Source organism: Halobacteriovorax sp. RZ-2 (assembly GCF_043196685.1).
Lineage (GTDB): Bacteria > Bdellovibrionota > Bacteriovoracia > Bacteriovoracales > Bacteriovoracaceae > Halobacteriovorax_A.
The window spans coordinates 154,656-181,473 of record NZ_JBEBMR010000004.1 but is presented as its reverse complement, the minus strand read 5'-3'; the positions used below and the strand labels follow the sequence as shown (position 1 = coordinate 181,473).

25 protein-coding genes, 3 tRNA genes and 1 other RNA gene are annotated in these 26,818 nt (G+C 35.6%); 25 read left to right on the top strand and 4 right to left on the bottom strand.

Features of this window, described 5'->3' with window-relative positions; all coding sequences use genetic code 11:
- Window positions 1–91: 91 nt before the first annotated feature.
- From ABMA78_RS15215 to ABMA78_RS15185, 7 genes are all read left to right on the top strand, one after another.
- On the top strand, window positions 92–820 hold the full coding sequence (locus ABMA78_RS15215; protein ID WP_392861291.1) for a hypothetical protein: 729 nt from the start codon (window positions 92–94) through the stop codon (window positions 818–820).
- On the top strand, window positions 810–1,793 hold the full coding sequence (locus ABMA78_RS15210; RefSeq protein WP_392861289.1) for a hypothetical protein: 984 nt from the start codon (window positions 810–812) through the stop codon (window positions 1,791–1,793). Before ABMA78_RS15215 ends, ABMA78_RS15210 begins: the two co-directional genes overlap by 11 nt.
- A 37-nt stretch (window positions 1,794–1,830) precedes the next feature.
- The gene (locus ABMA78_RS15205; RefSeq protein WP_392861287.1) at window positions 1,831–5,007 is read left to right on the top strand and encodes a hypothetical protein; all 3,177 of its coding nucleotides are present in this window, start codon (window positions 1,831–1,833) and stop codon (window positions 5,005–5,007) included.
- A 59-nt stretch (window positions 5,008–5,066) separates the two neighbouring features.
- A tRNA-Ser gene (locus ABMA78_RS15200) sits at window positions 5,067–5,152 on the top strand.
- A 14-nt stretch (window positions 5,153–5,166) separates the two neighbouring features.
- Window positions 5,167–5,254 (top strand) — tRNA-Ser (locus tag ABMA78_RS15195).
- A 265-nt stretch (window positions 5,255–5,519) separates the two neighbouring features.
- Window positions 5,520–6,083, top strand: a complete 564-nt coding sequence (locus ABMA78_RS15190) for an outer membrane beta-barrel protein (RefSeq protein WP_392861285.1) — start codon at window positions 5,520–5,522, stop codon at window positions 6,081–6,083.
- A gap of 99 nt (window positions 6,084–6,182) precedes the next feature.
- Window positions 6,183–7,163, top strand: coding sequence for an alpha/beta fold hydrolase (locus ABMA78_RS15185; protein WP_392861283.1), 981 nt, complete (start codon window positions 6,183–6,185; stop codon window positions 7,161–7,163).
- A gap of 6 nt (window positions 7,164–7,169) precedes the next feature.
- Here ABMA78_RS15185 and ABMA78_RS15180 read toward each other — a convergent pair whose 3' ends face one another.
- From ABMA78_RS15180 to ABMA78_RS15170, 3 genes are all read right to left on the bottom strand, one after another.
- Window positions 7,170–8,666, bottom strand: a complete 1,497-nt coding sequence (locus tag ABMA78_RS15180) for a bacteriohemerythrin (protein ID WP_392861281.1) — start codon at window positions 8,664–8,666, stop codon at window positions 7,170–7,172.
- A gap of 137 nt (window positions 8,667–8,803) precedes the next feature.
- Window positions 8,804–10,087, bottom strand: a complete 1,284-nt coding sequence (locus ABMA78_RS15175) for a MipA/OmpV family protein (protein ID WP_392861279.1) — start codon at window positions 10,085–10,087, stop codon at window positions 8,804–8,806.
- Window positions 10,087–10,962, bottom strand: a complete 876-nt coding sequence (locus ABMA78_RS15170) for a phospholipase A (RefSeq protein ID WP_392861277.1) — start codon at window positions 10,960–10,962, stop codon at window positions 10,087–10,089. Before ABMA78_RS15170 ends, ABMA78_RS15175 begins: the two co-directional genes overlap by 1 nt.
- 134 nt (window positions 10,963–11,096) lie before the next feature.
- On the opposite strand from ABMA78_RS15170, the gene ABMA78_RS15165 reads away from it, so the two are divergent.
- The 15 genes from ABMA78_RS15165 to ABMA78_RS15095 all read left to right on the top strand — a co-directional run bounded on the left by ABMA78_RS15165 (window position 11,097) and on the right by ABMA78_RS15095 (window position 22,152).
- A tRNA-Arg gene (locus ABMA78_RS15165) sits at window positions 11,097–11,173 on the top strand.
- Between the two features lie 30 nt (window positions 11,174–11,203).
- On the top strand, window positions 11,204–11,959 hold the full coding sequence (locus tag ABMA78_RS15160; RefSeq protein ID WP_392861275.1) for a ThiF family adenylyltransferase: 756 nt from the start codon (window positions 11,204–11,206) through the stop codon (window positions 11,957–11,959).
- An 82-nt stretch (window positions 11,960–12,041) separates the two neighbouring features.
- The gene (locus ABMA78_RS15155) at window positions 12,042–12,620 is read left to right on the top strand and encodes a hypothetical protein (protein WP_392861274.1); all 579 of its coding nucleotides are present in this window, start codon (window positions 12,042–12,044) and stop codon (window positions 12,618–12,620) included.
- Window positions 12,610–13,455 (top strand): hypothetical protein, encoded by an 846-nt coding sequence (locus ABMA78_RS15150; protein ID WP_392861273.1) that lies wholly within the window; start codon window positions 12,610–12,612, stop codon window positions 13,453–13,455. The genes ABMA78_RS15155 and ABMA78_RS15150 overlap by 11 nt, the downstream gene beginning before the upstream one ends.
- 10 nt (window positions 13,456–13,465) lie before the next feature.
- Entirely contained in the window at window positions 13,466–14,071 is a 606-nt protein-coding gene (locus tag ABMA78_RS15145; protein WP_392861271.1) for a CsgG/HfaB family protein, read from the top strand.
- 4 nt (window positions 14,072–14,075) lie between these two features.
- Window positions 14,076–15,539: a hypothetical protein gene (locus ABMA78_RS15140; protein WP_392861269.1), complete on the top strand. Its 1,464-nt coding sequence runs from the start codon at window positions 14,076–14,078 to the stop codon at window positions 15,537–15,539.
- Window positions 15,540–15,562: 23 nt separating this feature from the next.
- On the top strand, window positions 15,563–16,291 hold the full coding sequence (locus tag ABMA78_RS15135; protein WP_392861267.1) for a PilZ domain-containing protein: 729 nt from the start codon (window positions 15,563–15,565) through the stop codon (window positions 16,289–16,291).
- Entirely contained in the window at window positions 16,288–16,770 is a 483-nt protein-coding gene (locus ABMA78_RS15130) for a nucleoside deaminase (protein WP_392861266.1), read from the top strand. The genes ABMA78_RS15135 and ABMA78_RS15130 overlap by 4 nt, the downstream gene beginning before the upstream one ends.
- 45 nt (window positions 16,771–16,815) lie before the next feature.
- Window positions 16,816–18,084 carry a hypothetical protein gene (locus tag ABMA78_RS15125; protein WP_392861265.1) on the top strand — a complete coding sequence of 423 codons (1,269 nt, stop codon included), beginning with the start codon at window positions 16,816–16,818 and terminating at the stop codon, window positions 18,082–18,084.
- A gap of 43 nt (window positions 18,085–18,127) precedes the next feature.
- An RNA gene (ffs, locus tag ABMA78_RS15120) (signal recognition particle sRNA small type) lies at window positions 18,128–18,224 on the top strand.
- A gap of 70 nt (window positions 18,225–18,294) precedes the next feature.
- A complete protein-coding gene (gene dnaX, locus ABMA78_RS15115) occupies window positions 18,295–20,112 on the top strand; it encodes a DNA polymerase III subunit gamma/tau (protein ID WP_392861263.1) in 1,818 nt (605 codons plus the stop codon).
- Window positions 20,113–20,126: 14 nt separating this feature from the next.
- Window positions 20,127–20,441, top strand: a complete 315-nt coding sequence (locus tag ABMA78_RS15110; protein WP_392861262.1) for a YbaB/EbfC family nucleoid-associated protein — start codon at window positions 20,127–20,129, stop codon at window positions 20,439–20,441.
- Window positions 20,442–20,453: 12 nt separating this feature from the next.
- Window positions 20,454–21,047 carry a recombination mediator RecR gene (gene recR / locus ABMA78_RS15105; protein WP_392861261.1) on the top strand — a complete coding sequence of 198 codons (594 nt, stop codon included), beginning with the start codon at window positions 20,454–20,456 and terminating at the stop codon, window positions 21,045–21,047.
- Window positions 21,048–21,056: 9 nt separating this feature from the next.
- Window positions 21,057–21,548 (top strand): hypothetical protein, encoded by a 492-nt coding sequence (locus tag ABMA78_RS15100; RefSeq protein WP_392861259.1) that lies wholly within the window; start codon window positions 21,057–21,059, stop codon window positions 21,546–21,548.
- A gap of 10 nt (window positions 21,549–21,558) precedes the next feature.
- Window positions 21,559–22,152, top strand: coding sequence for an ATP/GTP-binding protein (locus ABMA78_RS15095; protein WP_392861258.1), 594 nt, complete (start codon window positions 21,559–21,561; stop codon window positions 22,150–22,152).
- On the opposite strand, the gene ABMA78_RS15090 is transcribed toward ABMA78_RS15095, so the two are convergent.
- Window positions 22,141–23,367, bottom strand: coding sequence for an esterase/lipase family protein (locus ABMA78_RS15090; RefSeq protein WP_392861256.1), 1,227 nt, complete (start codon window positions 23,365–23,367; stop codon window positions 22,141–22,143). The two genes, ABMA78_RS15095 and ABMA78_RS15090, sit on opposite strands and share 12 nt — an antisense overlap.
- A gap of 145 nt (window positions 23,368–23,512) precedes the next feature.
- On the opposite strand from ABMA78_RS15090, the gene rsmH reads away from it, so the two are divergent.
- The 3 genes from rsmH to ABMA78_RS15075 are packed head-to-tail and all read left to right on the top strand — an operon-like array spanning window position 23,513 to window position 26,798.
- The gene (rsmH, locus tag ABMA78_RS15085) at window positions 23,513–24,517 is read left to right on the top strand and encodes a 16S rRNA (cytosine(1402)-N(4))-methyltransferase RsmH (protein WP_392861254.1); all 1,005 of its coding nucleotides are present in this window, start codon (window positions 23,513–23,515) and stop codon (window positions 24,515–24,517) included.
- Between the two features lie 20 nt (window positions 24,518–24,537).
- Window positions 24,538–24,870: a hypothetical protein gene (locus ABMA78_RS15080; RefSeq protein ID WP_392861253.1), complete on the top strand. Its 333-nt coding sequence runs from the start codon at window positions 24,538–24,540 to the stop codon at window positions 24,868–24,870.
- Between the two features lie 5 nt (window positions 24,871–24,875).
- Window positions 24,876–26,798 (top strand): penicillin-binding transpeptidase domain-containing protein, encoded by a 1,923-nt coding sequence (locus ABMA78_RS15075; protein ID WP_392861251.1) that lies wholly within the window; start codon window positions 24,876–24,878, stop codon window positions 26,796–26,798.
- Window positions 26,799–26,818: the final 20 nt, after the last annotated feature.

Genomic DNA, 26,818 nt, shown 5'->3' with positions numbered 1-26,818 from the left:
TCTTATTCTTATAGCTTCTATACTTATTTCAGCTATTTTATGCTTTGTATTTAGTGGCACTATGTATGCAACAGGATTCTCAGGATTAACTTTGGGAATAGAATTTGGCTTCTTACCAGCAGTTGGTGCCTTATTTACCTTATATCTTTTAAGAAAGTCTGATTCACTAAGCTTGTCATTAATGGCACCTCTTGCTTTTGCTATCTTTGGTGCTACAAACTTAGCAACTTTTGTCCTTGCAGCGATGTCACTACTTTCGATTGCAAAATTACATAATTTTAAATTTCTAGCTTATTTATTTGTGAATTTAATAGGACTATTAATCTTCAAAGATCAATTCTACTATCTTTTCTATTCACTAGTCGTTTCATCTTTATTATTCATTTTCTTTTCTAAAGAAGATAGTGTCTTACTATCTCTTATCATTTTGAAATATCTAACACTTATCAATTACGCAGAATATGTTTCAAGTTCCGCAATTATCATAGTTCCTTTTATTGTTCTTCTTTTAATAGGACTTCATTTTAGATCAAGAGTTACTAATTCGATTAATATTCTTGCTCTATCTCTATTGCTACTTACTCAAGTTCATACATTACCACTATTACTTACGTCCCTTAGTTTACTTGGATTATCTGAGTTCATTAAAGGTTCTAAGGAGCGTATGCAATTTATTATGACAGCTAATATTTCAATGCTGACGATAATCTTATCGATTTCATTTGTTTCAGGTCTAGCAAAGCTGATACCTTTGATGGTTCTACTTACAATATTTGTCGATTTCTGTAACAAGAGTATGGAGTTAAACCATGCAAGCTAGTTTTTATTCACTATTATTATTCTATCCTGTTACATATTTTTTAAACTCTATTTTAGAGAAATATTCTGGGATTAATGAAAAGCAACGCACATCGATTCTTTCAGTTATTTTCTTAGGTGTGTTTTATTTTCTATTTAAAGATTTTGTTTTCTCTTCAACAGAGAGAAGTTATTTTGCTGTAACAGCAGTTACTTTTTCATTTTTCTTTTTTAATAGTAAGGGTGACTTAAGATCTTTATTTAAAGGTTTTACACTTTTATGGTTTTCACTTTTTAATATTTGGAATTTTACTGGTGTTACGGATATTGTACTGCTTTTAGGGGCACTATGTTTTTTTGATACGGACAAAAAGAGTGAGCATAGCCTATTTTATATCCTCGCTTGGATTGTCATCGCAGTAGTTTATTTCTTTGTGAAAGAGTTCCAAGGTGTTGAGTTAGGGAATTTCTTTTATGAGATCTTAATTGTTGTTACGACAGCATTATTAATGCCTAAGGAAAAGAAGCGCCCATATCTATCAATCCTACAATATATTTTCTGCTTATCTGTCTTAGAAAGATTTATCAGTTTGAATATAGAGTTAAGTCCTTATTTCTACCTTCTATTCCTATGTGTGCAGGTGATATTCTCGTTTATAAAAGTGGATACTCGTTATCAGGCCATTCAACTTATGTCGATATGTTTGACTAGTGCAGTTATCTATCTTCCAACATTTGGTATTGATAGTTTTTATCAATTATTCTTAGTCATCTACTTATTAATATTTGCTATTAAGGTTGATTATTCTCCGCTTGTTTCAAAACTAATGGGGATTGTACATGTGGCCTACTTATTTTTAATAGGACATATTGTTTATTTACACATGGATTATCTAACGAATTTACAATTACTTTCGACGATATTCTTGATTATTTCACTAGCATACAGACAGAATATATTCGGTATTGTGAAAAATAATCCACGCACAGCCTAGATTTGATTTAAATTCAAATACTTAGGATAATGAAGACATGATAAAGTTTCGTGTCAAAACCAAATCGAATAAGGTTTTGGGCCCCTTTGTATTTTCAGAATTAATCGAGTTGGGTCATAAAGATGCAATCGATGACTCATGTCTATTTCAAAAGTTTCCAACTGGGGATTGGGCCCCTGTAAATGCAATTCCAGAACTAAGTGAGCTCTTTTCTAAAATAGAAGAACCAGCGCCTGTTAAAGAACAAACAGAAAAAGAAGTAAAATATGCTCAAACAGATAGTGAGCAAAAGCATCACACGCTAATTGGTGAAGATAAGACGGCCTTTAATGAATTTAAGTTCTCTAAGGACAAAGATATCGATATTGACTATCAGGAGATCGAAGAGAAGTTTAAGGCCAAGAAAGAATTAGAAGATGAAGCAAAGGATGAGGTCGAAGAAGAAGGCCCTCCTCCAATTGATAAAACAGTTCTCGTTAATGTTTCTAGTTTGAAAAAGCAAAGTCCTAATCAAGAAGATGACGAGGATGTAGCTAAAACTGTCGTTGTAAATAATTTTAGAGAAGAGTTTGATCTTGATAGCGATGACGAAGATTCTGAAGGTGAAGAAGGTGAAGAAGGTGAGGGGAAAGATAAGGAGCCAGAACCGGAACCTGAGGAAGTTGTGGATGCTGATGCTGCAACTCAGATGTTTAATCTTGCAGAATTAAAGAAAGAAGAGCTTCCAACAAAGACTGAAGATTATAGTGATATTGAACTTCAGATTATGCAGGAAGAGCGTAGACTTAAAAAGAAGCCGAAGAAAAAAATTGTTCAAAAGAAAGTCGAAAAGAAAGAAGTTACTAGTAATAAGAAAAGAAACCTCGTTGTTGTATTATTTCTTGTGGTGACAATCATCTTCCTATTGCCAGAAGAGAAGAAAGATATTGAAACAGTCGTTGTTCCAAAGATTTCATTTCCTGTTGCAACTGAAGTTGCTCAACCTCAAAAAGCACAATTGGCCTATAAAGAAGGTATGGCCTTGTTTAAACAAGAAGGCTTTGTAAATCGTATTAGTGCGGCCAACAAATTTAATCTCTCGCTTCGCTATAAGTTTTCAGGAAACCCTGCAATTAGCAAATTAATCCACGCTTATAGTGATTTACTAATTGATACACAAAATAAATTTGAAGCAGGTCAGGTTCTGTCTAAGCTTATTAGAATTGAAGAGTCTAAGCTTCTCTCAGATATTGATGTCGTTATTGGTGCCGCTCAATTCTATGCCTATTTTCAAAAGTATGAAACGGCGATTTTTGCTATCGAGAGATATAATTATTTAAAATCGAATAAGCCTTCCATTAAGATGTTTTCAATTTACTTGAATTATCTTTTAAAAGCAGGTGAGCTCGATAAGGCCAAGATTGTTTATGACAAGCTATTTAAAGCAAAGCTAAGAACAGTTGAATCGATTGATGCAATGGTTAACTACTTACTCTTAAATGAGAATAGTACAGAGGCCCTTAAGCTTATAACTGAGAATAAGACAAAATTTCAAAGTGATTACCGATTCTTAATTATATATGGAGACCTCCTCTTAGAATTAGAAAAAATGGGCGAACTAAATAAGATTGCCTCGATCTTAATTGCAAAATACGGTGGTGGATCACCATACAACTTTGCCCAAGGTTTAAAATTTATGGGTTTTGTTAAAGCCTATAATAAGGACATTCAAGGTGCGACAAAGTTATTCCAACAATCACTTAAGATCTATGATGATGAATCTCTAAGAGATACTCTTGCAACTTTAGATGTAGCGGGAAGTGATCTCACTCAAAAAGTTATTTCAACAAGTAAGATTAAAGTTCTTATTAGGCAATCAAAAGACGAAGTTGCGCTTTTAAATTGGGATAGGGCCTTTGAATTGGCCTTAAGAGCTGTTTCGTTGGATGAGACGAGTATTGATGCAAAACTTTACTTAGCAGAGCTACAAGTCAAAAGAGGGTATTTTGATTTTGCGATAACAACGCTAACTAAGCTTCGAGCACTTCACCCAGTTAATCCACGAATTAATTATGCTCTTATTAAAGCTAATATTATGTCTTACAAGAAAGATGAGGCCAAGCGTTTACTATCGGCTTTATCGACAAGTGAGAAGTTTAGAGAGACTTTTGAATTTCATATGCTTTTAGGGCTTTATTATAATTTAATTGCAAATGATAAGATGGCCTTCGATAAATTTAAGGCCGCTGCAAGAGTAAATCCTCTTAGTGATATTGCTCAATTTGAAATGGCCAAGATTGCTTTTAAAAATAAAAAGTTTAAACAAACAAAGATTTTTCTAAATGAGGCGATGGGATTAAACCCTTCTAATATTGATTATAAAATCTTAAACAGTAAGGTCCTTTACGAAACAGATGGTGTGACAACTGCTATTGGTTACCTTCGACAAGAACTCCTAGAGCACAGAGATAACCCTAAGCTTTATGGGCAAATTGCAGTCTTCTACTATCGTGATCAGAACTACGAAGCCTATCGTGAGATGAAAGAGGTTCTGGATCGTCTGAATAAAAAGGACGGTGCACTATACTCTTACTTAGTTGAAGTTTCTGAGATTGAAAGAAATTATAAAGAGTTAATAGAGAACGCGATTAAACTTCTTGTATACGAGCCAGGAAACCTTCTCGTAAGAGAAAAGCTAATCATCACTTATATTCATATGAATAACTACGGCCTTGCTAATCAGCATATAGACATCTTAGAAAAGAGATTACCTACTTACCCTAGGATTAATTACTATCGTTCTAAGATTCTTTTTAGCCAAAGAAAATTCAGAGATGCTGAAAAAGCGGCCCTCGTTGAAATTGAAAAGCATCCAAATTCAGAGTTTGGATACTATATGCTAGGGGAAATTTATTTAATAGGCAAAAAAGTCCAAGAGGCCAAAAAGAATTTATCTAAGGCAATACAGATTAATAAAAACTATTTTGATGCTATTTTCTCAATGGGAAAACTAACGTTTCAAACAAGAGAGTTTGTACCATCACTACAGTTCTTTCAGCGCGCTAACAGGCTTAATCCGAACGATCCAGACTTAAATAAGATGATGGGATTTCTGTATAAAGAGCTTGGTCAACCTAACCTTGCCATTGATAAATTTCAAAGATATTTGACGCTCAGCCCAGCCGCAAGAGACCGTCAAAATATTCTTGCATTAATAAATGCATTAAAGCGTTGACAAATGTGTGTAAGAATCTTAATAATATATCTCACGAATGCAAAATATTTGTATTTTGCGGAGGATTGGCTGAGTGGTCGAAAGCGGCGGTTTTGAAAACCGTTGAGCGCGAGCTCCGCAGGTTCGAATCCTGTGTCCTCCGCCACTTTTTTTCTTAATGGAGAAGTGGGAGAGTGGCCGAATCCAGCACCTTGCTAAGGTGTCGTACCTCCGGGTACCGCGAGTTCAAATCTCGCCTTCTCCGCCATTTTGAATCAAATAATTCTTTTATTAAATCCAACATCAAATTGATCACAAAAAAACTGGCGCTAACGCTTGTTTTTTTCTTATGCATATTAAGCAGACTCAACGTCACTGTGCTCACGCACGTGCCGCAGGTCAGTCTCCGCCATTTTAAAATTCCCAATTAAATGTCAGATCGCAAATGCGGTCTTTTTTTGTAACTAAATTTCACCTTAGGCCATATTTACCCCTCAAATACATTGCCCCTATAGACATGCGATAATAGTTTTATGAAAACTCAACTACTACTAGCTGCACTTACAATTATTATTTCTCTTTCAACTTTTGCTCAAGGCCGAAGTTTTGGTGGCTTTAAGAGCGGTAATTTAGAAATTGAGCCTGTCGTAGGGTATGAGCGTGTACAAAAGATACTTCCAACTCCACATACGTCTAGTCGTCTCTTTTACGGCCTAAGAGCAAACTATGGCCCAAAGTACTTATCACTTGAGGCAGAGGTGACACAGGCAAAGGAAGACGAGTCATTTGATACTGGTGTTGATATTAGCGATGATTCAACAAATTATATGCTTGGGCTTAGAAGTTCATTTAACCTTGGCCGAGCTCTAAATTGGTATTTAAGGGCCGGAGCACATGCACGTGATAGTAAGTATGAAAGAACTGAAGCAGGGGTAACAACTACAGTTGAGCCCGCTACATACGTCAATCCATATGCGGGAACAGGTCTTGCAATTAATCTTATGAATGTATTCACGTTAAATGCTGGAATGAATGTTATCTTCACTGATGATGAACATGAGTATCAGTCATCTTTAGGCTTTGGAATTCGCATCTAAGTATCCGACTTAAACATTTGATTTGTTAACTCTTTGTTAGATGGGTTTACATCCGCACTAGTCATTTTTAAAATTTTACATGCTAACAAAGGATGTAAAATGAAAATTATCACAACGCTACTTCTAGCGCTCTTTCTCGTTTCATGTGCAACAAGTACTGAAAGTAAATTAAGCTTTGATGCTGAATTATCCCAATTTAAATATCCCTTTCCTGTAAAAACATATGAGCTTTCTTCACAAAGACAGAAGTTAAAAATGCGTTATATGGATATTGGTCAATCAAAACATAAGGTAGCTGTTCTTCTTCACGGTAAAAACTTTGCAGGGTTTTATTGGGAACGAGTGGCCAATGATCTTGTGAAAAAAGGTTACCGAGTTATTATTCCTGACCAAATTGGCTTTGGTAAAAGTTCTAAGCCAAAAAATTATAGTTATAGTTTTCCTCAGCTAGCTAAGAATACCCACGATCTCTTGAAGTCAATTGGCGTTAAAAAGTATACTGTTGTCGGTCACTCAATGGGGGGAATGCTTGCTGTTAATATGGGGGCCATGTACCGAGACATTAAAAAAGTCGTACTTGTTAATCCAATTGGCCTAGAAGCGTACTTGGACTATGCTGAATATAAAGATCCGGAGTTTTTCTATAATATTGAAAAAAACAAAACGGTTGATGGTGCCAGAAATTATCAAAGAAAGAATTACTATGATGGCGCATGGGCCGATTCATATGAGGAGCTTCTGACGCCTTTTAAAGGCTGGTTAAATGGCCCAGATTACGAAGATGTTGCTTGGAATGCGGCCTTAACTTATGGCCCAATTTTTAACGATAATATTGTCGTTAAGATCCCAAAGATTAAGGCCAAGACAGTTTTAATTTTAGGGACTCGGGATCGAACAGGACCAGGACGTGGCTGGAAGAAAAAGGGTGTAAAAAGAAAGTTAGGTCAATATCAGAATTTAGGTAAGGACTTAAAAAAGAAAAACCCTAAACTTAAGCTAATTGAATTAGATGGTTTAGGGCATATGCCTCAATTTGAAAATTACTCAAGATTTGCAAAAGTATTTTATCCTGAGTTTTAACTCCAATTAGGCAGCGAACTTAGTTGTTCGCTGCTTCTTTGCATGATCTGCATACTTAGTGTCAATTCCCATAATATGCGTAAATAACCAGTTCTTTAAAAAGCTCGCTAGCTTATCTTTTTCAAGTGTTCCGTTATGAAGTTGTTGTTCAAAGCGTGCAACTGCAGATAAAAGCTTTTCGTGAACTCTCTTATGTGACTCATAAGAAGGATAGTTAATGCTTAACATATACTCTTCTTCTTCATCAAAATGAAACACTGTATATTCTTTTAGTGCTTGGAAAGACTCTTTCATTCCTTTTCCAACATTCATTGCATTGATAAGAGCATTAATTTTACGAAGTAGTTCTTGGTGTTCACCATCTACTTTTGAAATACCAATATTGTACTTATCTTCCCATGGGATTAATTCAATATTTTCGTTAATTCTAATATTCTGAGATTCTTTTGTATGATTGATTGATCCAGAAAGCTCACTTAGGTACTGACTAATTGTATTTGCTAGATTAAGCGTTTGAGAAACAACTAGGGTACTTCTTTGCGTGGAATTGTTAATAGCATGAATTGCATCACGTAGCTCAATGACACCATTTTCTTGTTCCTTGGCAGCAACTGTTACTTCTTGAATCTGCTCGTTCATCTTAACTGTTTCATCATTAGTCTGATTAAAGCTATGTCTAAATTCTTGAAGAGTACTATCACAAGACTCAGCAGTGTGGTCTAGTCTCTCGTTTAGATTCTTACTATTTTCTTGAATATTCGATATAAGAGTATTTAGTTTTAATTGTGCTTCATGAAGTGTGGCATTGATGGCCTCTGCACTCTCTCCACTTGTTGATGCTAGTTTCCCAATTTCTTCAGCGACAACTGAGAATCCCTTTCCATGCTCTCCGGCACGAGCTGCTTCAACTGAAGCGTTGAAAGAAAGAAGCTTCGTTTGGAAAACAATGTCGTTAATAAGCATTGCTTTGGATTCAACATCAGTAAATGTCGATAAGAAACCATTAAGGTTAACAACAATATCACTTAGTGATTCAGTGATATCACGACTTGTTGTTAAGCTCGATTGGATATTCTTTTCAAGTTTTGCTAATGAGTGGTCACTTCTACTAATAAGCCCGTTGATCTCTTTAATATTTGCTTCAAATGAGTCAATCGATCCAGTAGTCTTAGTAATCATGGCACTAATTTCATCACTCGTGGCACTTGTTTGAATAACAGCACTTGCTTGCTCTTCGGTGCTTTCATCGAGTTGTTCACAAGATTCAAAAAACTGAGCGTTTGTTCCAACAATATTTCGTTGAAGGTAATCTAGTTTTTGTACAAAAGATTGAAGATTAACTCGATGGCTTCTTCTCTCCTTTACAGCAAAAAATGTAACAGGAATTAGTGCGCTAAAGAAAGCAAGTCCTTGAGTAAGACTTATCTGACTGTAGTAGATGCAAAGCCCTGTGATAGTGGTCGATAAAAATAATGGAGTGAATATATAGCTTAAATTTTTCATGCACCCATTATCGGATGAATATCATGTTTCTAGAGCGGAATTTTCATGACAAAGGTCAGGAAAGAAGATTTTTCCACTATAGAGATTATTGAAATCATTGAGTTTTTCAATTTTTTTAATTGAAACCTTCGGGGATTCTATAGATCCTGTTGAATATAGGCTCCTATATAATTACTTCCACCTTTGATTCGACCAAACATTGAAGACGATTCAAAAATAGCTGAGCGGTGGTGGATCATAAGTCCCAGCCACGTGTGCTTAAGTCCTGCCTTTTCTAAGCTAAAATCGATAGAAAAGTCTAAGTAATTCATGAACTTACTACTGCGATATCCTTTTCCAGAAATATCAAATTCTTCGATATAAGTGATTTGGTCGGCATAAGAAATGCCTTCAGCAAGACCAAGTCTCCACTGAATAGGCCAGTGAAATGGAATAAAGATCTTAACGGCCAGTGCAAACTCATTACTTCTTTCTTGGACGTCACTTTTAAGATGTCCAACATATTGAGGCAGTAGATAGACTGGAATATCAGCTCCTAGGAATTGATCGGCCATTGGAATACCATAAGCAAAAGAAACCATGTCATTCTTATACTTATCAGTTGCTGTGTGAAAAGAGAGGATATCACTCAAGTTTGATGGTGTGGCCATCGCATAGGCTGCCCTAATAAAAGTTTTCGACTTAAGTTTTGTACGCTTTGTAATCTCGTGTCCATTCATATGGATTAGGTGTGGATCCATGAAGCCAATACCTAAGAACGTCTCTGTATTTACCTGGTTGCGAATTGTAGGAGCGTCTGCCGTTTCATTATCCAAGGCACTTACTTTTACATGAGTCAGGATATTAAAATCTTTATGTACTCTTATGGCAGCCTTGACTCCGGCACCAACTTCATAGCCTGGGCCAGGTGTTGATACATCTAGGCCATAATACTTGTTATTAAACTCTGCACTTCTAAAAGTTGCATAGGCATAAGGGCGAAAGAAAACCTTTTTCCACACAAGGTCAGCTTCAGTCCTTAGTGTGAAATAGCTTCTTGTTGAATGATCAGCAAGAATTTGCGCACTCGTTCTCCACATTTTCGAGTGGATGTATTGTGCTTCAAAACCATAGTCGAAGCCAGCTCCACGAACTGTGTTTTGCGTATCTTTAGGAATATCAAAGAAGCGATACTTTGACATAAGGTTGATATTTAATTTTTTGATTGGTCTATAAAAAGTGAAGTGTGCCGATAGGCCATCGAGCTGGAAGTCTCCACGCTTATAAAAGAAGAGAGGAATAATATCAGAAACTTTCTTATCTTTTACTTTGAATGGAATATCTGCATTACGATAACCAAATCCAATACCCCAGTATTCTGGTTTATAGTTACTGGCAAAAGTAAGTGTAGAGAGTAAAATTGTCGCTAATATTTTTTTCATTATAACCAATCTGTAAATGCGACACCGAGTCCTACTCGAGTCATATTATAATCGTAATCAATCATCGTTTCACCATAGCCAGTGAAAACTTGAAGATAACCTTTTAAACGTGTTTCCGGCAAAGGAAAAGACCAATTAACTTCAAGAGCACCCTTGTTATCTTTCTTTAAATTATTTCTTAGCATCCAAGAAAGTGTATGCCCGTTGATTTTATGGATACCTGTTAGTTCAAAATAGCCAAGATAGTCAGTAATGTCGGGATTGTCATCTCCCGTATAATCAGTCGGGCCATCCTTAGCTTCTTCACTTATACGATACCAAACCTTGAGCATGAATAATGTTTTTTGCCACTCGAAGAATGTCGTTGCAAAGACTCTATTCCAGCTACGTGACAAGGGTAAGTCACGACCATTTGACTGGTGAACAAATCCAAAATGGTAATAGTTTTTAAAAATACGCCAGTCTTCATTAAACGGCTCAAAAGAGATAAATAACTCCGGCTCGTAATTGGTATCTCTAAATGCCGCCGAGTTTTTCTTATTGTAAAGTTGCCATAATGACTTTTGAGTATAGGCAAAATTCAAGTCAGTCTTAGACCCAAAGATATGAGACAAAACTGTGAACTTGAAACTAAGCTGAAATTTAGTTTCGATATTCTTAAGCTCATCGTCTGAAGGGTAGGGTGCTTCATTAGGATCGTGCATATAGGTAATTGGCAAAATATAATTAGGCCTATGTGCAGTAACCAGGGAAGAGGTACTGTTTGAATGATTATCCTCTTTGATTCTTTGATCGAGGGATTTTTGTAGCTCACTACTTTCACTGGCAAGAGTTAGCAGGGGAAGAGTCAGTAATATAAGTAAAAATTTGTTCATGTATTAAACTGGTAAATAATTAATAAATTGAGCCTATTGTCCAATTTTTTAGGGCCCTCTGACAAATATTTCCTTGAATGCAAGAACGCATTGACAATATGAGCAGTTAGGGGCTATAAATAACTCCTACATGCGCACTCGTAGCTCAGCTGGATAGAGTGTCTGACTACGGATCAGAAGGTCGCAGGTTCGACTCCTGCCGAGTGCGCCATGTTTCTTAAGCACCTGTTTTTACAAGCCTATGTCAAATCACGAACAAAGATTTAATGGAATAGCGGCCCTTCTTGGAGCTGAGGCTTTCACTGTAATTAAAGATTCACATTTTATGATTATTGGCCTTGGTGGTGTTGGGACTTGGTGTGTTGAATCGATTGCTCGTCTCGGAGTTAATAAAATCACTTTAGTTGATCTCGATGATATTTGTGTTTCAAATACTAATCGCCAACTACATGCTCACGATGGAAATTATGGAAAGATGAAGGCCGATGCTCTTAAAGAGAGGATCGCGACAATTAATCCTGACTGTGAAGTTGTCTGTCATTATTGTTTTTTTAATGAAAAGAATATGGATAAGATATTTGCTGAGCAGCCTTCGATTATCATCGATACTATTGATGCGCCCCGTGAGAAGGCGATATTAATTAATGAGTGTTATAAGCGTGAAGTTAAAATTGTAAGTTCTGGAGCAATTGGTGGAAAAGTTGATCCTACAATGATCACTGTTGCAGAATTATCTAAGACGAAACAAGATATGCTTTATCGTAAGGTGAGACAAGAGCTTAAAAAGAAGCACCTTTACCCTCTTGGCCGTTCAAAGGCCAAGGTTCAATGTGTCTATTCCCCTGAGCCATCAAAGAAGATTAAAAAGTGCGAAATTGATAATACTTCGAAAGCACTTAAGCTGGATTGTGATGGTGGGCTAGGTACTGCTACATACATGACAGGAACAGTAGGCTTCTTGCTAAGTCATGTTGCTGTTAAGGAATTATTAAAATAATTTTTCATTGATTATATCTCAACGTAAAGTAAAATTAGTTGACTTGGAAAAGTCCGCTAAGATTATTTTTTTAGGAGATATCATGACAAAGTTTTTCTCATTTTTTCTAATATCAATTGCGTTGATTTCTTGTGCTTCTGGAAAGAAGGCAAGAGAGTTTGAAATTGATTATAAAATCTTAAATGCTTCAAATAAAATTGAGCCTGATTGGTTAGAAAGCGTTGATAACTACAAGGGTGATAAAGACTATCACTACTTCCTATCACAATCTGAAAACAGAAATAGAAGACTTTGTGTTAAGTCTGCTACGGCCAGATCAACTGCAGTTATTGCTTCTGAAATCTCTCAGGAGATTGCAAATGATTACACTGAAGTAACGAATCTTGATGAGGACTCACAAGAAATTAAAACATTTTCAGAAACTCTAACTCAATCAATTAGAACAAAAGTTTCTGGGGTTCGTGTAAAAGAACAGTACTGGGAAAAAAGACAAAAAATGAAAGATGAAAAGTTTATTGGTGATCCATACTACACTTGCTATTCGTTAGTAGGTATTAAAGAAGACACTCTACAAAGAGCAATTCGATATGCACAAGAAAAAGCAATTGCTGTTGCTAAAGATTCACACAAAGAAGAGCTGAGACAAAAATTTGAAGATTAAGATCCTACTTATTTCACTTTTGAGTCTTTATTCGTTTGGACAAATAAAATCATGTCCTAAGGATTTTCTATGTGCAAAGACTTGTAGCCTAAGTGAGAAAGAGGCGACTGAGGATGCACGAGTAGAAATAGCCAAGAACTTTCAGGTTAAAGTAAAAGCAAAATTTATTTCGATTGAAAGCTCTAATGGTAAATTAGATGAAGGCGAGTATTCTGATTTTGTCAGCGAAGAAGTTTCTGAAAACTTATTTGGCGTTGAAATGATTGAGTCATTTGTTGATGAGGAATCATACTACTGTGTCTTAATGGGGCTTAATACCAAAAAGTTCATGACTAAATTGAAAAGTGATATTTCTGGATTAAAGAAAGAAAATGAAGACTTATATAAGACTGGTTATAATTTAGTTCTTTCTAAAATTAGGGCCAATAATAGTGTTATTAAAAAGTTAGAGCTATATATGATGACTTTGGCCGATAATTATAAGTCTAAAGTTAAAAAGTATGAAGCACGTTCTAAAAAGGAAATTACATTACACGTTTATTCACAACCTAAGTTTGAAATCGTTGATAAGCTGTTAATAAGTGAGCTTAATAAGAATAATGTATTTTCAGGAAAGAGTGAGGAACGCTTAAATATTGCAATTGCATTAATCGACGAGTTTTTAAACGTTGATGGTTTTGTAAAAAAGACGTTGGAGATTAATTTTAATAAGAAGAAATTGAATATTACAAAAAGGTATACACAAACAGGTCGTTCAGAAAAGGCCATCATTGAAGAAGTTGTTGATGAGTTGATGGATGATTTACCTGATATTTTTGTTGATTTAAAAATTTAATGGAGGATATATGAAAAAGATTTTAGCTCTTACTGTGCTTTTTACATTAGTTTCATGTGGGGGATTTCAAGCTGAGCGTGTTTCGGGTGACACATCAGATGAGAAGTCATTAGAAATTACTGATGCATGGGTTACGCGTGATACTGAAAATTCAGTTGAAACAGTGATTCAAAAAATGAAACAACATAAAGGATTTAAAAATTATCTACTTAAGTTAGGTAGACGCCCAAAAGTATTTGTTGCTGAATTTAGTAATCAAACGGCCGAGCCATATTTTCCGTCAGATGATATTTCTGATGAATTCTTAACTCAATTAAGTGAGTCTGGAGAATATATTTTAATCGATGCTTCTGCTCGTGAGGCCCTGTTAAAAGAAATTCAATATCAAAACGATGGGATGGTTAGTCCTGCTGAAGCAAAGAAAATTGGAAATGCTGCAGGTGCAGATATAATGATCTTTGGTAATGTAAGAATGCAGCCACGTTCAAGAAGTGGAAAAACATTAAAAGAATACACAATGAATATTCGCATGACGGACATTTCTAGAGGTGTCGAAGTTATGAGAACAAGAACACGTGTAAATAAGTATTCTGAAAAATCGAAAGTAGGTTGGTAATTAGTTGAATATTACTAATTTAAAAAAGATTTTAACACATTCATTCCTTATCATTCTTGTCTCATGTGCAGCCAGGAAAGTAAGGGATGAAGGTGACCTCATTTCATCTTTATATAAAAGTAACGACTACAAAAGTGTTGTTGAAAAAATTAATAAAGGTGAAGTCTATAAGCGAGAGGAAGATCGCTTCCTAAAGCAAGCTGAACTCGGTATTGCTTATTTTAATTTAAAAGACTATGACAATGCTCTTTTGTATCTTAACAATGCTAAAGAGATCGCAAATGAATTGTATAAGATTAGTATCTCCAATAAAGTAGAGTCCCTTTTTATTGGAGAGGCAACTGACATCTATTATCCAAATCAATTTGAACAGGCCAATATACGATTTTATGAAATTCTTGCTCACTATATGAAGAGCAAAGAAGTTACTTCGGATAAGCAAAAGAGATTTCATCAACAGGCAATGGTATCAACTCTAAGAGATTGGAGTGCTTATATCGAAAACTTTAAGGCCCAAAATAGAGGACGTGCAATCTATAAGGGATCAACCTTTATTGATCTGATGGGAATTGTCGTTCATGATACTTATGGTAGGGCCAAGGATCGTTCGATTGTTAATAATTTTAAAAAAATAGGAAAAAGAGATCTTATTCAGCAAATGGGACTATATCCTAGCTACAATTCATCACATAAAAAATATCAAGAAGATTATAAAAAACTCCACTTAATGAGTCAGGGTGAGCTTTCAAAGTATATAACAGAAACTGAGACTTATAAGAGCACATACGACTTCTTTAATAATAGAAAATCATTCAATACATATATCATTATTTTAAATGGCCACGTCATTAAGAAAACGGCCAAAGTCTACGACTTTCCACTGGGCCTTCCTGTGGGAGTTTATATTTCAAATGACGAGGGGATGGATGACTTTGTAACATTCTCTTTGAAAATGCTCGCTCTTACCAGAGGTGCTGAACCAAAGATATACTTTGAGTTACCAAAAATTGATTCAACGACAGTATCGACTCCTAAAAAGATCATAATTAAAAATGCTAAAGGAGAGGAGCAAGAAAGCGGTTCCTCTGTACTTATGACCAATACTTCTGAAGTCTTAAGTAGTTCTTTAAAAAATGATGTCTCACTTTTAGAAGCAAAAGTAGGGGCAAGGCTTGCGGCTAAGCATATTGCTCTTTTAACTTCTGCCTATCAGACTTATCGTAGTCTCTACAATAATGGCAGCCTGATTGCTTATCTCTCTGCAAGTGCTGCTTACGCTGCTGGAAACCGAGCAATTCAAGAATCAGAATTAGCTGACCTACGATCTTGGTATGGTATTTATGACCATATCCATCTTTATCCGGTTAACCTTAAGCCTGGTGAGTATGAGTTAACAATAGATGATAAAAAATATAAATTTACTCGTGAAGAGGGCGCTAAGCAAATAGTTCCACTAATTATCAAATAATCCTATTTTGATAAAATAGAATAATGTTAATCAGTATCAGTAAACTATCAATTAAGAGTGACTTCAATAAAGTTCAAGCATTGTTTTCGCTACATATGTTCTTGTTCTTCTTGGCCAAGGGTTATGAGTTCTTTAAGTTTCAATTTAACTTTATCGCACTTTTTGGAATTATCTTTTCCGTAATCCTTTATCGACTCTATTATCGAATGCAAAAAAATGTTCACTATTCTTTTTGGACTTTAAGTGTCGTCGTTGCACTCTTTGTTATTTTTTATATCTTGAGGTCCTTGTATTACTACAATGACTTCTCATTATTTTTTCTCTACACAATGTCTCTCATGTTACTTGGTGTCCTTTGTTTCTCTTTGTATACACCTGTTTTCTATCCTGTCATAAGTTGGTGGGAATATGACTTTAGGTACCGCAACGACTTAAAGACGTGTGTTTACTCGGAAGGTCTTGATGGAGTGGAGGGAAGATTAGTTGATCTACGTCGTAAGGCTGGTGGCCTTACTTTGTTCGATGATTTGAAGATTGGTCAAAAGCTAGAAATTGAGCCTCTAACTGCAAGCATTGATGGACGCCTGAGTGTTGAAGTGGTATCTAAAAGACAGCATTCGATAGGACGACCTTTTACATACGGTGTAAGATTTCACAACACTGATGAAACTTCTCGTCGTCGTTATGGTGAATTAGAAAAGTATTGGAATTTTGAGCGTAAGGCCAAAAAAGATAAAAAATTTAAATCATGAGTATTAAATCACACATTTGGAATATGAACCTGGCCCTTAAAGAAGCGGAGCTTGCTTTTAAGGCGGGAGAGGTTCCTGTTGGAGCAATCATTGTTGACGAAAATGATAACGTGATAGCTCATACTCATAATTTAAAAGAACATCAAAAAGATACGACGGCCCATGCCGAAATTCTCGCTATCAGAGAAGCGAGTGAAAAACTTGGGGATTGGCGACTTCTTAATTGCACAATCTATATTACGCTTGAGCCTTGTCCAATGTGCTTATATGCAATTTTGCAGGCACGTTTTAAAAATGTTGTCTTTGGTGCCTATGATCAGAAGGCGGGATCAGTTTCACTTGGTTATAGTTTTCAAAAAGATAAGCGCTTCAATCATAAATTTTCTATCATTGGTGGCGTTGAGCACTTTAAATGCTCGAAAGTATTATCAGATTTCTTCAAATTGCGTCGAAAAACTTATCGAAAGCGTCAAAGTTAAATCTCTAGTGTTTACATTCTGACGATATTTATCGAACATAAATACATGTTTAAATTTATCTTATCGGCAACATTCGCATTATCTTGTATGGCCAATTCTATGTTTTTTGAAGTTGATTCCATCAGCTTAAATAGAGAATTAGGAAGTGACTTTCTTGGTGGCGTTGCCCATGCCAGAGATGTGTATATAAAATACGATGCCGTTGAGTTTGATTTAACAGAGAATGGTGAATTATTTCTTGTTAATACTTTCTTATTTAATAATCGTATTAATTTTCAAAAAGATAATTTAAATCTTACAACTCATCTTCCACAGTTCACTGAAATTGATCTACTTAATATGATTTATGCAAAAGAAGCTAAAATCGAATTTGCAGAGACTGGCTTTTTTGCAAATGGGCCACAACTTAGTATTGGCGCAGAACAATTTCTTTTTGATATCAAAGATGTAGATATTAAATGTCAAAGTGATGAGTTTACATTTAACTTAGATGAAATTTGTTTGAAGGATATGCACATTAAGCCACTTGAGGGCAAAGAATTCGCAATCGTAGAAATTAAACAAAGTGGTGCTAGCCAATCTAATGTAAATATTCGTGGAAAGGAAGTTGCCTTTAAAGAAGATTCAATAATCATCGATGCTCAAAGCGCTTCTGGTAACCTTCTCAATAGTTCGATTAACTTTAAGAATATTAATATTGATTGTTATAAAGACCCAAATTTAAGTGCTTTTAATCTTGATCTAATCTTCGCTGGTTGTTTAGAAGAGTCTCGAATTGCAGGAAAAGAGATTAAGTTACTTAGAGAAGGGATGCCATTTAATGTTTTTGACGGACAAGTTTATTTTGAAAAACAGCACCTTGGTCTGATTGCTAATCAACTAGAGGCCCAAACTAAAAAAGGTGAATTTACTTTCACTAAGATTGAGGCACGTTGTGTAAAAATAGATCCGTCTGATAAGGAAGTGGATGCTGTTTCAATTTATGAAGGATGCCTTAGAAGATCTGATTTTAGTATTCAAAAGATTAGTGAAGATAAGAAAGAGTCAGATAAGAATCGTATTCGTGATCTAAAAATTACTGTTGCTGATGGCCACTTTAATATGACGGCCAAGCTAAAGTCTCTATTCACTTTCAAATTTAAGGCCGCTGGAAAACTCGATGTTCATCCAGAGCAGCGTGAAGTGAGAATTAAAGTTAACCGAGCACGAGTTGCAGGTATGACGGCAACAAAATTCGTTTTGAAATTTGTGATGAAGTTCATCAATTCCGACTCGGTGAGTCTCAAAGGTGAGACGATTATCATTAAATACTAGCTTTCATTGACATCATACTAAGATAAATATTATATTCATGTTCGGTAGCCGGTCAGACAAATGTAGCGGAGCTAACTCCGCCAGGTCGGGAACGAAGCAACGGTAACTTTTGTTGCATTGTGTTTGTATCGGCTGCCCCTTTCCAATACCTATAATTTTTCCTATAGTTAACAAGTAAAATTTTAAAATCATATAAAGTGATGGTGCTTAATGTCATATCAGGTCTTGGCCAGAAAATATCGTCCTGCAAAATTTCAAGATTTTGTTGGGCAAGAACATATCGTTAAAACTTTAGTTAACTCACTGAGAGAAGACCGACTAGGTCATGCCTATATCTTTTCTGGCACACGTGGGATTGGTAAGACAACGATAGCTAGAATTTTTGCAAAAGCACTAAGATGTGAAACTCGTGATGAGAATCAAAACCCATGTGGTGAATGTAGTGCATGTCAGGACTTTGATTCTGCGGCTTCAATGAATGTCGTTGAAATCGATGGTGCATCTAATAATAGTGTTGATGATGTAAGAGAGCTAATTAGTAATATTTCTTATCTACCATCTAGTGGTAAGTATAAAGTTTATATTATTGATGAAGTTCACATGCTTTCTAATAGTGCTTTCAATGCCCTTTTAAAAACATTAGAAGAACCTCCAGAGCATGCCGTATTTTTAATGGCGACAACTGAGCCGGAAAAACTACTTGGAACAGTTCTTTCGAGATGTCAGCGTTTCGACTTTGTTAATGCAACAGTTGAAGAGCTTAAGTCTCATATTATTCACATTGCACAGCTTGAAGATATTACTTTTGCTAACTCAGAGTTAATTGAAACTCTAGCTAAGCTTGGTAATGGATCTTTTAGAGATACGCTTTCTTTATTTGATCAGGTTTTAAGTTTTTCTTTTGGACAAGAAATTACAGAGGATATCTTTGCTCAGGCCCTTGGGATCGCAAAGCTTAGCTCAATTAAAACATTAATTGATTCAACTCTTTCTGAAAATATTGAAGAGCTGACTAATACTTTTAGTGCTCTCATTTCACAAAATATCTCTCTACAAAATATTGTAAAGTCTTTACTTGAAAATCTATTTTCAATTGTTATTGCAAAAGATTTCAACGATAAGTCGAGAGTTCTTTCAAAAGTGGACGGTGATATATTTGATCGTACAACACGTGCAGAACTTTACTGGGTATATGAAACACTCGCTAAGGATTTTACGTGGACGCTTGAGTCAATTATTCCGACGGATGCAACACTCTTAGCAATGAGAAAGGTAGCATTAAGACATCAGATAATTGCAGACACTCAGGTGGAGGATAGTGCGGGAAAGCCTGAGGCCCAAGTTGTGGCCAAGACTGAAGAAGTAACGACTGAAGAAGTTCAACCGCAACCTCAAATACAAGCACAACCAGAATTAGAAGTTACTCCTAGTCCTGTTGCTGAAGAGCCAATACAAGAAGAGGCCGTAAAGCCTCATAAAATTATTTTTGATGATCCTATAGAACCACCAAAAGAATCTAGTGAAGATTCTGATGGAGAAACACAAGATGTTGAGTCAATTAAAGCGGAATCCACTGAGGAAGAAGTTGTTATTGAGGGCCCTAAGTCTTGGGATGGTTTTCTTCAGTTCTTAGCAAAGACTTCACCTGTTATGGGTGCAAATATGGAGCAAGGGAATTTAATTGGTGATCTAGTTGTTCAACTAGACAAGGTATCCCTTCTTATCGGTTATCCTACTGGTGCAAAAGTTTTCTTTGATCATATGAATAATCAGGAAACACTTGAGAAGGTAAGAGAGCATCTTAGAAAATATTTTCAAGTGCAAGAGATTGATCTATCAATCGAGCTAGTCGAAAAAAAGAAAGCAGAAGAAACAGATTTTAAATCGAAATTTGAAATTAATATAGAGAATGAAAATATTGAAAAACAAAATCAAAGAAAGGAAATTGAAGGTGATGAAATGCTTCAATTGGCCAGTTCAATATTTAACTCTAAGGTTGATAAAATTATCTTAAATGAAGATGAATAAAATTGGAGAATAAAATGGCAAAGGGAATGCAAGGCCTAATGAAACAGGCACAACAAATGCAGCAAAAAATTAGCACACTTCAAAAAGAACTTGAAAAGCGTGAGCTAGAGGTTTCTTCAGGTGGTGGTGCTATTAAAATCACAATTACTGGTAAGCAAGAAATTCAAGCTATCAAGATTGATCCTGAAGCAGTAGATCCAACTGATGTTGAAACTCTTGAAGATCTTGTTTTAACTGCAGTAAATCAGGCAATTAAAGAATCTCAAGATATGGTTTCAAATGCGATGAGCAAAGTTACTGGTGGACTAAATATTCCAGGACTTTTCTAAGGCTAAAACTTAATGAAACTACCTGAAAGAATTAATAATCTTGTTGATTCATTTTCTAAAGTGCCTGGCATTGGAGAAAAGAGTGCGCTAAGACATGTTCTTAGCTTAGCAAAGTGGACTAAGGAAGAATTAGGAGACTTTGCTGTTGCTCTAAATGAATTAGCAGAATTAAAAAAATGTAATCAATGCGGTGTCTTTGCTGATGAAGATATCTGTGCTGTTTGTAGTGATATTCATCGTAAAGAATCAACTGAGATTTGTATTGTTGAATCAATTACTGATTACATGGCCATTGAAAGAAGTGGCCAATACAGAGGACTGTACCATGTACTAGGTGGAGTACTAAATCCACTTCTGGGTGTTGGTCCAGCGGAGTTGAATATTGATAAGCTTAAAAAGCGTGTTGATGAACTCGGTATTAAATCTGTAATCTTAGCTATTGGTCCATCTGTTGAGGGTGATGCGACTTGTAGTTATATTAAATCAGTTCTTTCAGATGAAGTTAACGTCGATCGAATTGGCTTTGGGATTCCTATGGGTGGGAATCTCGACTACTTAGATACAATGACAATATCTAAGGCATTAGAAAATAAAACCAAAATGTAAGGAAGGTTTATGGATAACATCGAAGTCGTTATTCAAGAGTTTTTTAGAGAGTATAGTGGATTAGATTCTCTAGTTAATAGTGGTTTAATTGTTTGTCGTCAGGACGGAATTCCACTGTATTCATTTAAAAGTGTTGAAACTGATTTCGATAGTGATACTGCTGGTGCCCTTATTGCAGGTGTATGGCAGGCAAGTTCAGTTCTTTCTCAATTTATCCCAGAAGAAACGCAAGATGAGTTTAGATTCAATTATGCAACTTCTTCAAAAGGGATTTATATTACAAAGCTCTCAGGATTCTTTGATGATATCTATCTAAGTCTTATCTATTTTGATGTGGATAATCCGGCAAAACTAAAGGCAAGAATTAGAAGTATTGAATCAAAGCTTCCAGAATTTATTGAAGCACATTTATCAGGGGATAGTGATCCAAACGAGGTCTTTCTATTCGATGATATAAGTGATAACGAAGTCGATGACCTCTTTGCAGGCGTTTTAGGATAACGGGGGCCACATGTCTTTTGTAAATTACAATACGAAGGAAATTAATTGTAAGATCGTTTATTACGGGCCAGGTCTTGGTGGTAAGACAACGAATATCCAATATATTTATCAGAAAACTGCTGGTGGAAATAAGGGAGAGATGGTTTCTCTCGACTCAGAAAATGAAAGAACAATCTTCTTTGATTTCTTACCACTTGATCTAGGTGAGATTAGAGGTTTTAAAACTCGCTTTCACTTATATACAGTTCCTGGACAAGTCTTTTACGAATCTTCTCGCAAGTTAATCTTACGCGGAGTTGATGGCGTGATCTTTGTTGCCGATTCTCAACTTGAGAGAATGGAGGCCAATATTGAATCACTTAAAAGCCTTGAAGCAAATCTTACTGAACAAGGTTACGATATTGATCAGATTCCAATTGTATTCCAATGGAATAAGAGAGATCTTCCAAATGTCACACCTGTTGAGGATATGAATCAAACACTTAATGCCGATGAAAGGCCTGCCTTTGATGCAGTAGCTGTTAAGGGTATTGGTGTATTTGAAACTCTTAAAACAATGTCAAAATTAGTACTGATGAATTTAAAGGGCGGCTTAAAAGAGTAGCCCTTTATACTTTAGATAGTGAATATGGGCCTCAATCAAAGCTTCTTGGCAGTAGAAAGAAGATCTTCTACCAATAAGGTGATGGCCATCTAAAATACCAAGCTTGATGCCCCTTTCAAAATAGTATGGGAATAATGAGCTTTCAGTATCAACAACTCCATCATTATCCTTCTTGCTTCTTATAAACATCTTCATAAGAATCATCCAGAGATGACTCTCATACCACTTTGATGAAAATCCTATCGAAGTATAGAAAAGGTTTTGATTAAGCTTGTCGTGGTTATTTCTCATCCAAGGCCTGCGAAAAGTCGAAGAAAGTGACTTCTGCATTTCTTTTGCCAAGATGTCTTTCTTGCCATCAATTAATTGATAAAGCTTAGAGTCCGAAAAATTATGAATAAGATTTAGGGTTTTAATAAATTTCTTATTGAATGAATTAGAGCCTAGAATTGGGGAAGCAATTGTTGAAAGGCCAACAATGGCATCTTGTTCTTCACTATAATCAGCTAGGTAGTGGAGTGAGTCCAGACCGCCTTTAGAAAAGGCAATCAGCCACAGCTTTTCATTAGGGTGATCACTTACATATTTTGAAATTTGTTCACGTAGTGACTTTGCATTCTTTAAGCAATTATCAAAGCCATTAACTTCTGGTGTGTAATACTTAATATTATAGTTTGATTTAAGATGTTGGCAGGCGCGCTCAAACGAAGGTGTTGAAAATAACTCATTGAAAACACCTGGAATTAAAACAATTGTAATATCTGTTTTAGGCTCTTCTAAATTAGAAATATAATTTGGATGGTACTTTGCGTACTCTACTTCGTTATAGATGATCTTAAAGATTTCATCATCTGGGAGGTCAATAGGTCTGCGGGCCTTGAGGTCATTAAAGAATCGATAGTTGACCTTATCAAAGTCGAATTTGTTGTCGAAGCTTTTAAAATTTGTAAGAGAGTGTATATAGCGAGCTGAAGAAAAGCTGATCCAAGCACTCGATGTGACAAGGTTTCGCATCAGTTTAATGGCATCATTTGGTGAGAGGTTATTCTTAACTAAATTGAATCTTTCAACTAAGTCAGACTTGGTTAATTCTTTAGCAGAGTTTAAAAAAGATTTAGAATAATTCTTTCTCGCGCTATAAGCATTAACACGATTCTTAAAATCTAAAACTTTTGATTCAATATATTTATTTAAAATTAAATCAGTATCTCTCATAGTACTTTTAAATTCCTTGCGCTAGATGTAAAATTTTGGCATTGGTAGTGTATACAAGTCAAATGAATGAAAGATTTTAAAAGTTTGTTCACTTTTTTTTCGTTAAATTTGTAACTGCTAACTACTTATAAAATAAGGTTATTTAATGGTTGAAGAATATAAAGAGCACTATTCCGTCTTAAAGAAAGAATGTCTCGACTATCTTTATTTAGATAGCGAAGAACATGATCAGTTGCTTTTTGCTGACTGTACATTTGGGGCCGGCGGCCATTCTTTGGCAATTGTTAAAAGAGATGAAAAGGCCAAGCTAATTTCATTTGACCAAGATCCTGATGCTTTAAAGAACGGTCGTGAACTAATTAAGAAAAATGGTGTTGAAGATAGACTCTTCTTACACGACTCTAACTTTTGTCACTTCAAAGATATTGTCATGGGGAATCATGCTGATCTTGTGGAACCAAACGGAGGGCTAAATGGAGTTCTTCTTGATCTAGGTGTTTCTTCTCATCACTTCGATGAGGGTTCTCGTGGATTTTCATTTCGTGTTGATGCACCGCTTGATATGCGTATGGACTACGATAATGACAATATTCAAACGGCAAAGGATATTATCAATCGTTACTCTGCACAGGGCTTAGCAGATCTCTTTAGAGATTACGGCGAAGAAAAATATGCGTGGAGAATTGCTGAGCGAATTGTTCATGAGCGCGATAAGAATGGGCCAATTAATACTACTTTCCAATTGGCCGACTTAATTAAAGATTGTTATCCAAAAAAATTACAATTTGGCCGTATTCATCCGGCGACAAAATGCTTCCAAGCACTGCGTATAGAAGTTAATCGCGAGTTGGATGTAATAACTGACGTAATTAATCAGGTGCTACCATTATTAAAGATTGGTGGTAGAATATTAATTATAAGTTTTCATTCTTTAGAAGACAGAATTGTGAAGAAGCTTTTTAAAGATTATGAAAAAAATGGACTTGGTGAGATGCTTTTTGAAAATGAAGTTAAAAAGCCAATTATTCCAAGTGATGAAGAGATTGCTGAAAACTCTCGCTCAAGAAGTGCAAAACTTAGAGTACTTAAGCGTGTTGTAAGTAAGAAGTCGAAAAATAAATACGAGAAATTTTCAAAGATTGAAAATTAATAACAATAGGAGATTGTTAAATGGCCTCAAGGATGAGTCGAACAAAATCTAAGAAGGAAAGTATTGGGAATAAGATCAGGGGAGTAGTTCTTAGTTCACAAGGTTTACCAATTGTTCTTAGTTTAGTTGTGATTACAGTTTTATTCGTACTTTTTAGAATGAAAGGGATTGAGCTGAATTATGAGATCGCAACAGTTAAAAAAGAAGTAGAGAGAATTAAAGTTGAGGGAAAAGAGTTAAAAGCTAAAAAAGCTAGACTTCTATCTGTATCTAATTTGAGAAAGATGGCCCGCAATTATAACTTAGCACAGCCGAAGCAACATCAAATCATTGTTGTTCCAGCTAAGAAGTAAGTGTTGTGAGTGATAATAATTTAAAAAACAGATTAAAAGTTATATACGCAATTTTTACAATTGCTTTTGTTGCAATTCTTGTAAAAGCATTTCGTATTCAAGTTGTTGATCGTGGACATTTATTATCACAATCAAAAAAACAATTCTTTAGAGAAAGAAAGGTCTTTCCTAGACGTGGCCATATTTATGATCGCAATGGAAACCCTCTTGCTATTAATATTAGAACCTACTCAATCTTTACTATTCCAAAGAATATCTCAGATAAGAAAGTTTATGAAAAACTTAAGGCAATCCTTCCTGAGATGGAACTTGATGGAATCGCAAAGAAGGCGCTTGATAGAAATCGTTTTACTTGGATTACTAGAAAGTCGAAACTGACAGAAGAGCAAGTTGCACAGATTAAAAAGCTTAAGGGTATTTATATTGAAGAAATTCCGAAACGTATTTATCCAAATCACGAGCTTGCTGCGCAAACTTTAGGTTTTGTTGGATTGGATAATAACGGACTGGCCGGTATCGAGCATCGTTTCGATAAGGAACTTAGAGGTGAGCCTCAAATTATTAAGTACTTTAAAGATAATAAAGGTCGTCCTGTAAGATACGTTAGCCAAAATATTCCTACAGAAAGAGCAAACGATGTTTATCTTTCAATTGATAAGGAAGTACAAGCTGTTGCTGAAAAGGCCATTAAAGAAGCCGTTGAAAGAGTTGATGCAAAACGAGGCGGTGTTGGTGTTATGGATGCTGAGACCGGTGAAATTATTGCAATGGCAAATTATCCTACATTCGATCCTAATGATGTGGGGGATTCAAAAGGGAGTGATCGTAAGCTTGCCTTTATTAGTGACCCATTCGAGCCAGGTTCAACTCTTAAAGTCCTAACTCTTGCTTCGGCGCTAGAGAATAAAGTTGTACGACCTGACACTAATTACTACTGTGAGCAAGGCCGTCTAAAAGTTGAAGACCATATTATTAAAGAAGCTGAATCGAGAAAGAAATTTGAGTGGCTTTCTGTTGAAGAGATCCTTATGTACTCTTCAAATATTGGGACAACAAAGATTGCTTTCGATTTAACTTTTCCAAAACTTAAAAAGACACTAAATGATTTTAAGATCGGTGATAAAACAGGAATTGAGTTACCTGCCGAATCTCGTGGAATCTTTACTGATGATAAGAATGTATCACCACTTTCTTTAAGTAATATTAGCTTTGGCCAAGGTGTTGCAACAACTGGAATTCAGATGCTAGCGGCCTTTGCAGCAATCTCGAATGATGGTGTTTATGTGCAACCTACTATCTTAAAAGTAGATGATCCAAAGAAAGTAAAAGCAAAAAGAGTTATTCCTACTGATGTTGCTAAATCAATTACTGAGATGATGGTCAATACAGTTGAGAGAGGTACAGCAAGGAAAGCAAGAATTCCTTACTTTAAGATTGCTGCTAAAACTTCAACTGCTCAAAGAGCTGATAGTAATGGACGTTATACGGGTTATATTCCAGGATTCCTAGGTTTCCCTGTTGGGGTTAAGAAGAAATTTGTCGTTTACTCTTATGTTGATAAGCCTGCAAGAGGTAAGTCATACTATGGAAATTCAGTTGCAGGGCCTGTTTTTAGAAAAGTGACTGAATACCTTCTCTATAAGAACAAAGAGTTTGAAGGTCTTGCTGAAAACGAGACTTATAAGAATGATATGGCCTTTGACTCTGTAAAAAGAGTTCAGTCTGCAAAACGCTACACTGGTAGAGGTTCTGTTCCAAATTTTGTTGGCCTTGATAAGAAGTCAGCAATGGCCCTTGCTCAAAAGCTAGATATTGATCTAAGCCATATTGGCGTGGGTGTCGTTCTGGAACAAACTCCTGAAGCCGGTAGTACTCGCGATGGCGATGTCGTTGTAAAACTAAAATACGCCCCACCTACATATGAATAACTTAATCAAAAAATATAAAA

Bases quoted from the DNA above. Each gene is read 5' to 3' on its own strand.
- ABMA78_RS15130 (WP_392861266.1), top strand. From the start codon at position 16,288: ATGAGTATTAAATCACACATTTGGAATATGAACCTGGCCCTTAAAGAA.
- ABMA78_RS15175 (WP_392861279.1), bottom strand. From the start codon at position 10,087: ATGAAAAAAATATTAGCGACAATTTTACTCTCTACACTTACTTTTGCC.
- ABMA78_RS15185 (WP_392861283.1), top strand. From the start codon at position 6,183: ATGAAAATTATCACAACGCTACTTCTAGCGCTCTTTCTCGTTTCATGT.
- ABMA78_RS15170 (WP_392861277.1), bottom strand. From the start codon at position 10,962: ATGAACAAATTTTTACTTATATTACTGACTCTTCCCCTGCTAACTCTT.
- ABMA78_RS15100 (WP_392861259.1), top strand. From the start codon at position 21,057: ATGGATAACATCGAAGTCGTTATTCAAGAGTTTTTTAGAGAGTATAGT.
- rsmH (WP_392861254.1), top strand. From the start codon at position 23,513: ATGGTTGAAGAATATAAAGAGCACTATTCCGTCTTAAAGAAAGAATGT.
- ABMA78_RS15205 (WP_392861287.1), top strand. From the start codon at position 1,831: ATGATAAAGTTTCGTGTCAAAACCAAATCGAATAAGGTTTTGGGCCCC.
- ABMA78_RS15180 (WP_392861281.1), bottom strand. From the start codon at position 8,666: ATGAAAAATTTAAGCTATATATTCACTCCATTATTTTTATCGACCACT.
- ABMA78_RS15135 (WP_392861267.1), top strand. From the start codon at position 15,563: ATGTTAATCAGTATCAGTAAACTATCAATTAAGAGTGACTTCAATAAA.
- ABMA78_RS15155 (WP_392861274.1), top strand. From the start codon at position 12,042: ATGACAAAGTTTTTCTCATTTTTTCTAATATCAATTGCGTTGATTTCT.
- ABMA78_RS15110 (WP_392861262.1), top strand. From the start codon at position 20,127: ATGGCAAAGGGAATGCAAGGCCTAATGAAACAGGCACAACAAATGCAG.
- ABMA78_RS15095 (WP_392861258.1), top strand. From the start codon at position 21,559: ATGTCTTTTGTAAATTACAATACGAAGGAAATTAATTGTAAGATCGTT.
- ABMA78_RS15125 (WP_392861265.1), top strand. From the start codon at position 16,816: ATGTTTAAATTTATCTTATCGGCAACATTCGCATTATCTTGTATGGCC.
- ABMA78_RS15090 (WP_392861256.1), bottom strand. From the start codon at position 23,367: ATGAGAGATACTGATTTAATTTTAAATAAATATATTGAATCAAAAGTT.
- ABMA78_RS15160 (WP_392861275.1), top strand. From the start codon at position 11,204: ATGTCAAATCACGAACAAAGATTTAATGGAATAGCGGCCCTTCTTGGA.
- ABMA78_RS15190 (WP_392861285.1), top strand. From the start codon at position 5,520: ATGAAAACTCAACTACTACTAGCTGCACTTACAATTATTATTTCTCTT.
- ABMA78_RS15145 (WP_392861271.1), top strand. From the start codon at position 13,466: ATGAAAAAGATTTTAGCTCTTACTGTGCTTTTTACATTAGTTTCATGT.
- ABMA78_RS15210 (WP_392861289.1), top strand. From the start codon at position 810: ATGCAAGCTAGTTTTTATTCACTATTATTATTCTATCCTGTTACATAT.
- ABMA78_RS15080 (WP_392861253.1), top strand. From the start codon at position 24,538: ATGGCCTCAAGGATGAGTCGAACAAAATCTAAGAAGGAAAGTATTGGG.
- recR (WP_392861261.1), top strand. From the start codon at position 20,454: ATGAAACTACCTGAAAGAATTAATAATCTTGTTGATTCATTTTCTAAA.
- dnaX (WP_392861263.1), top strand. From the start codon at position 18,295: ATGTCATATCAGGTCTTGGCCAGAAAATATCGTCCTGCAAAATTTCAA.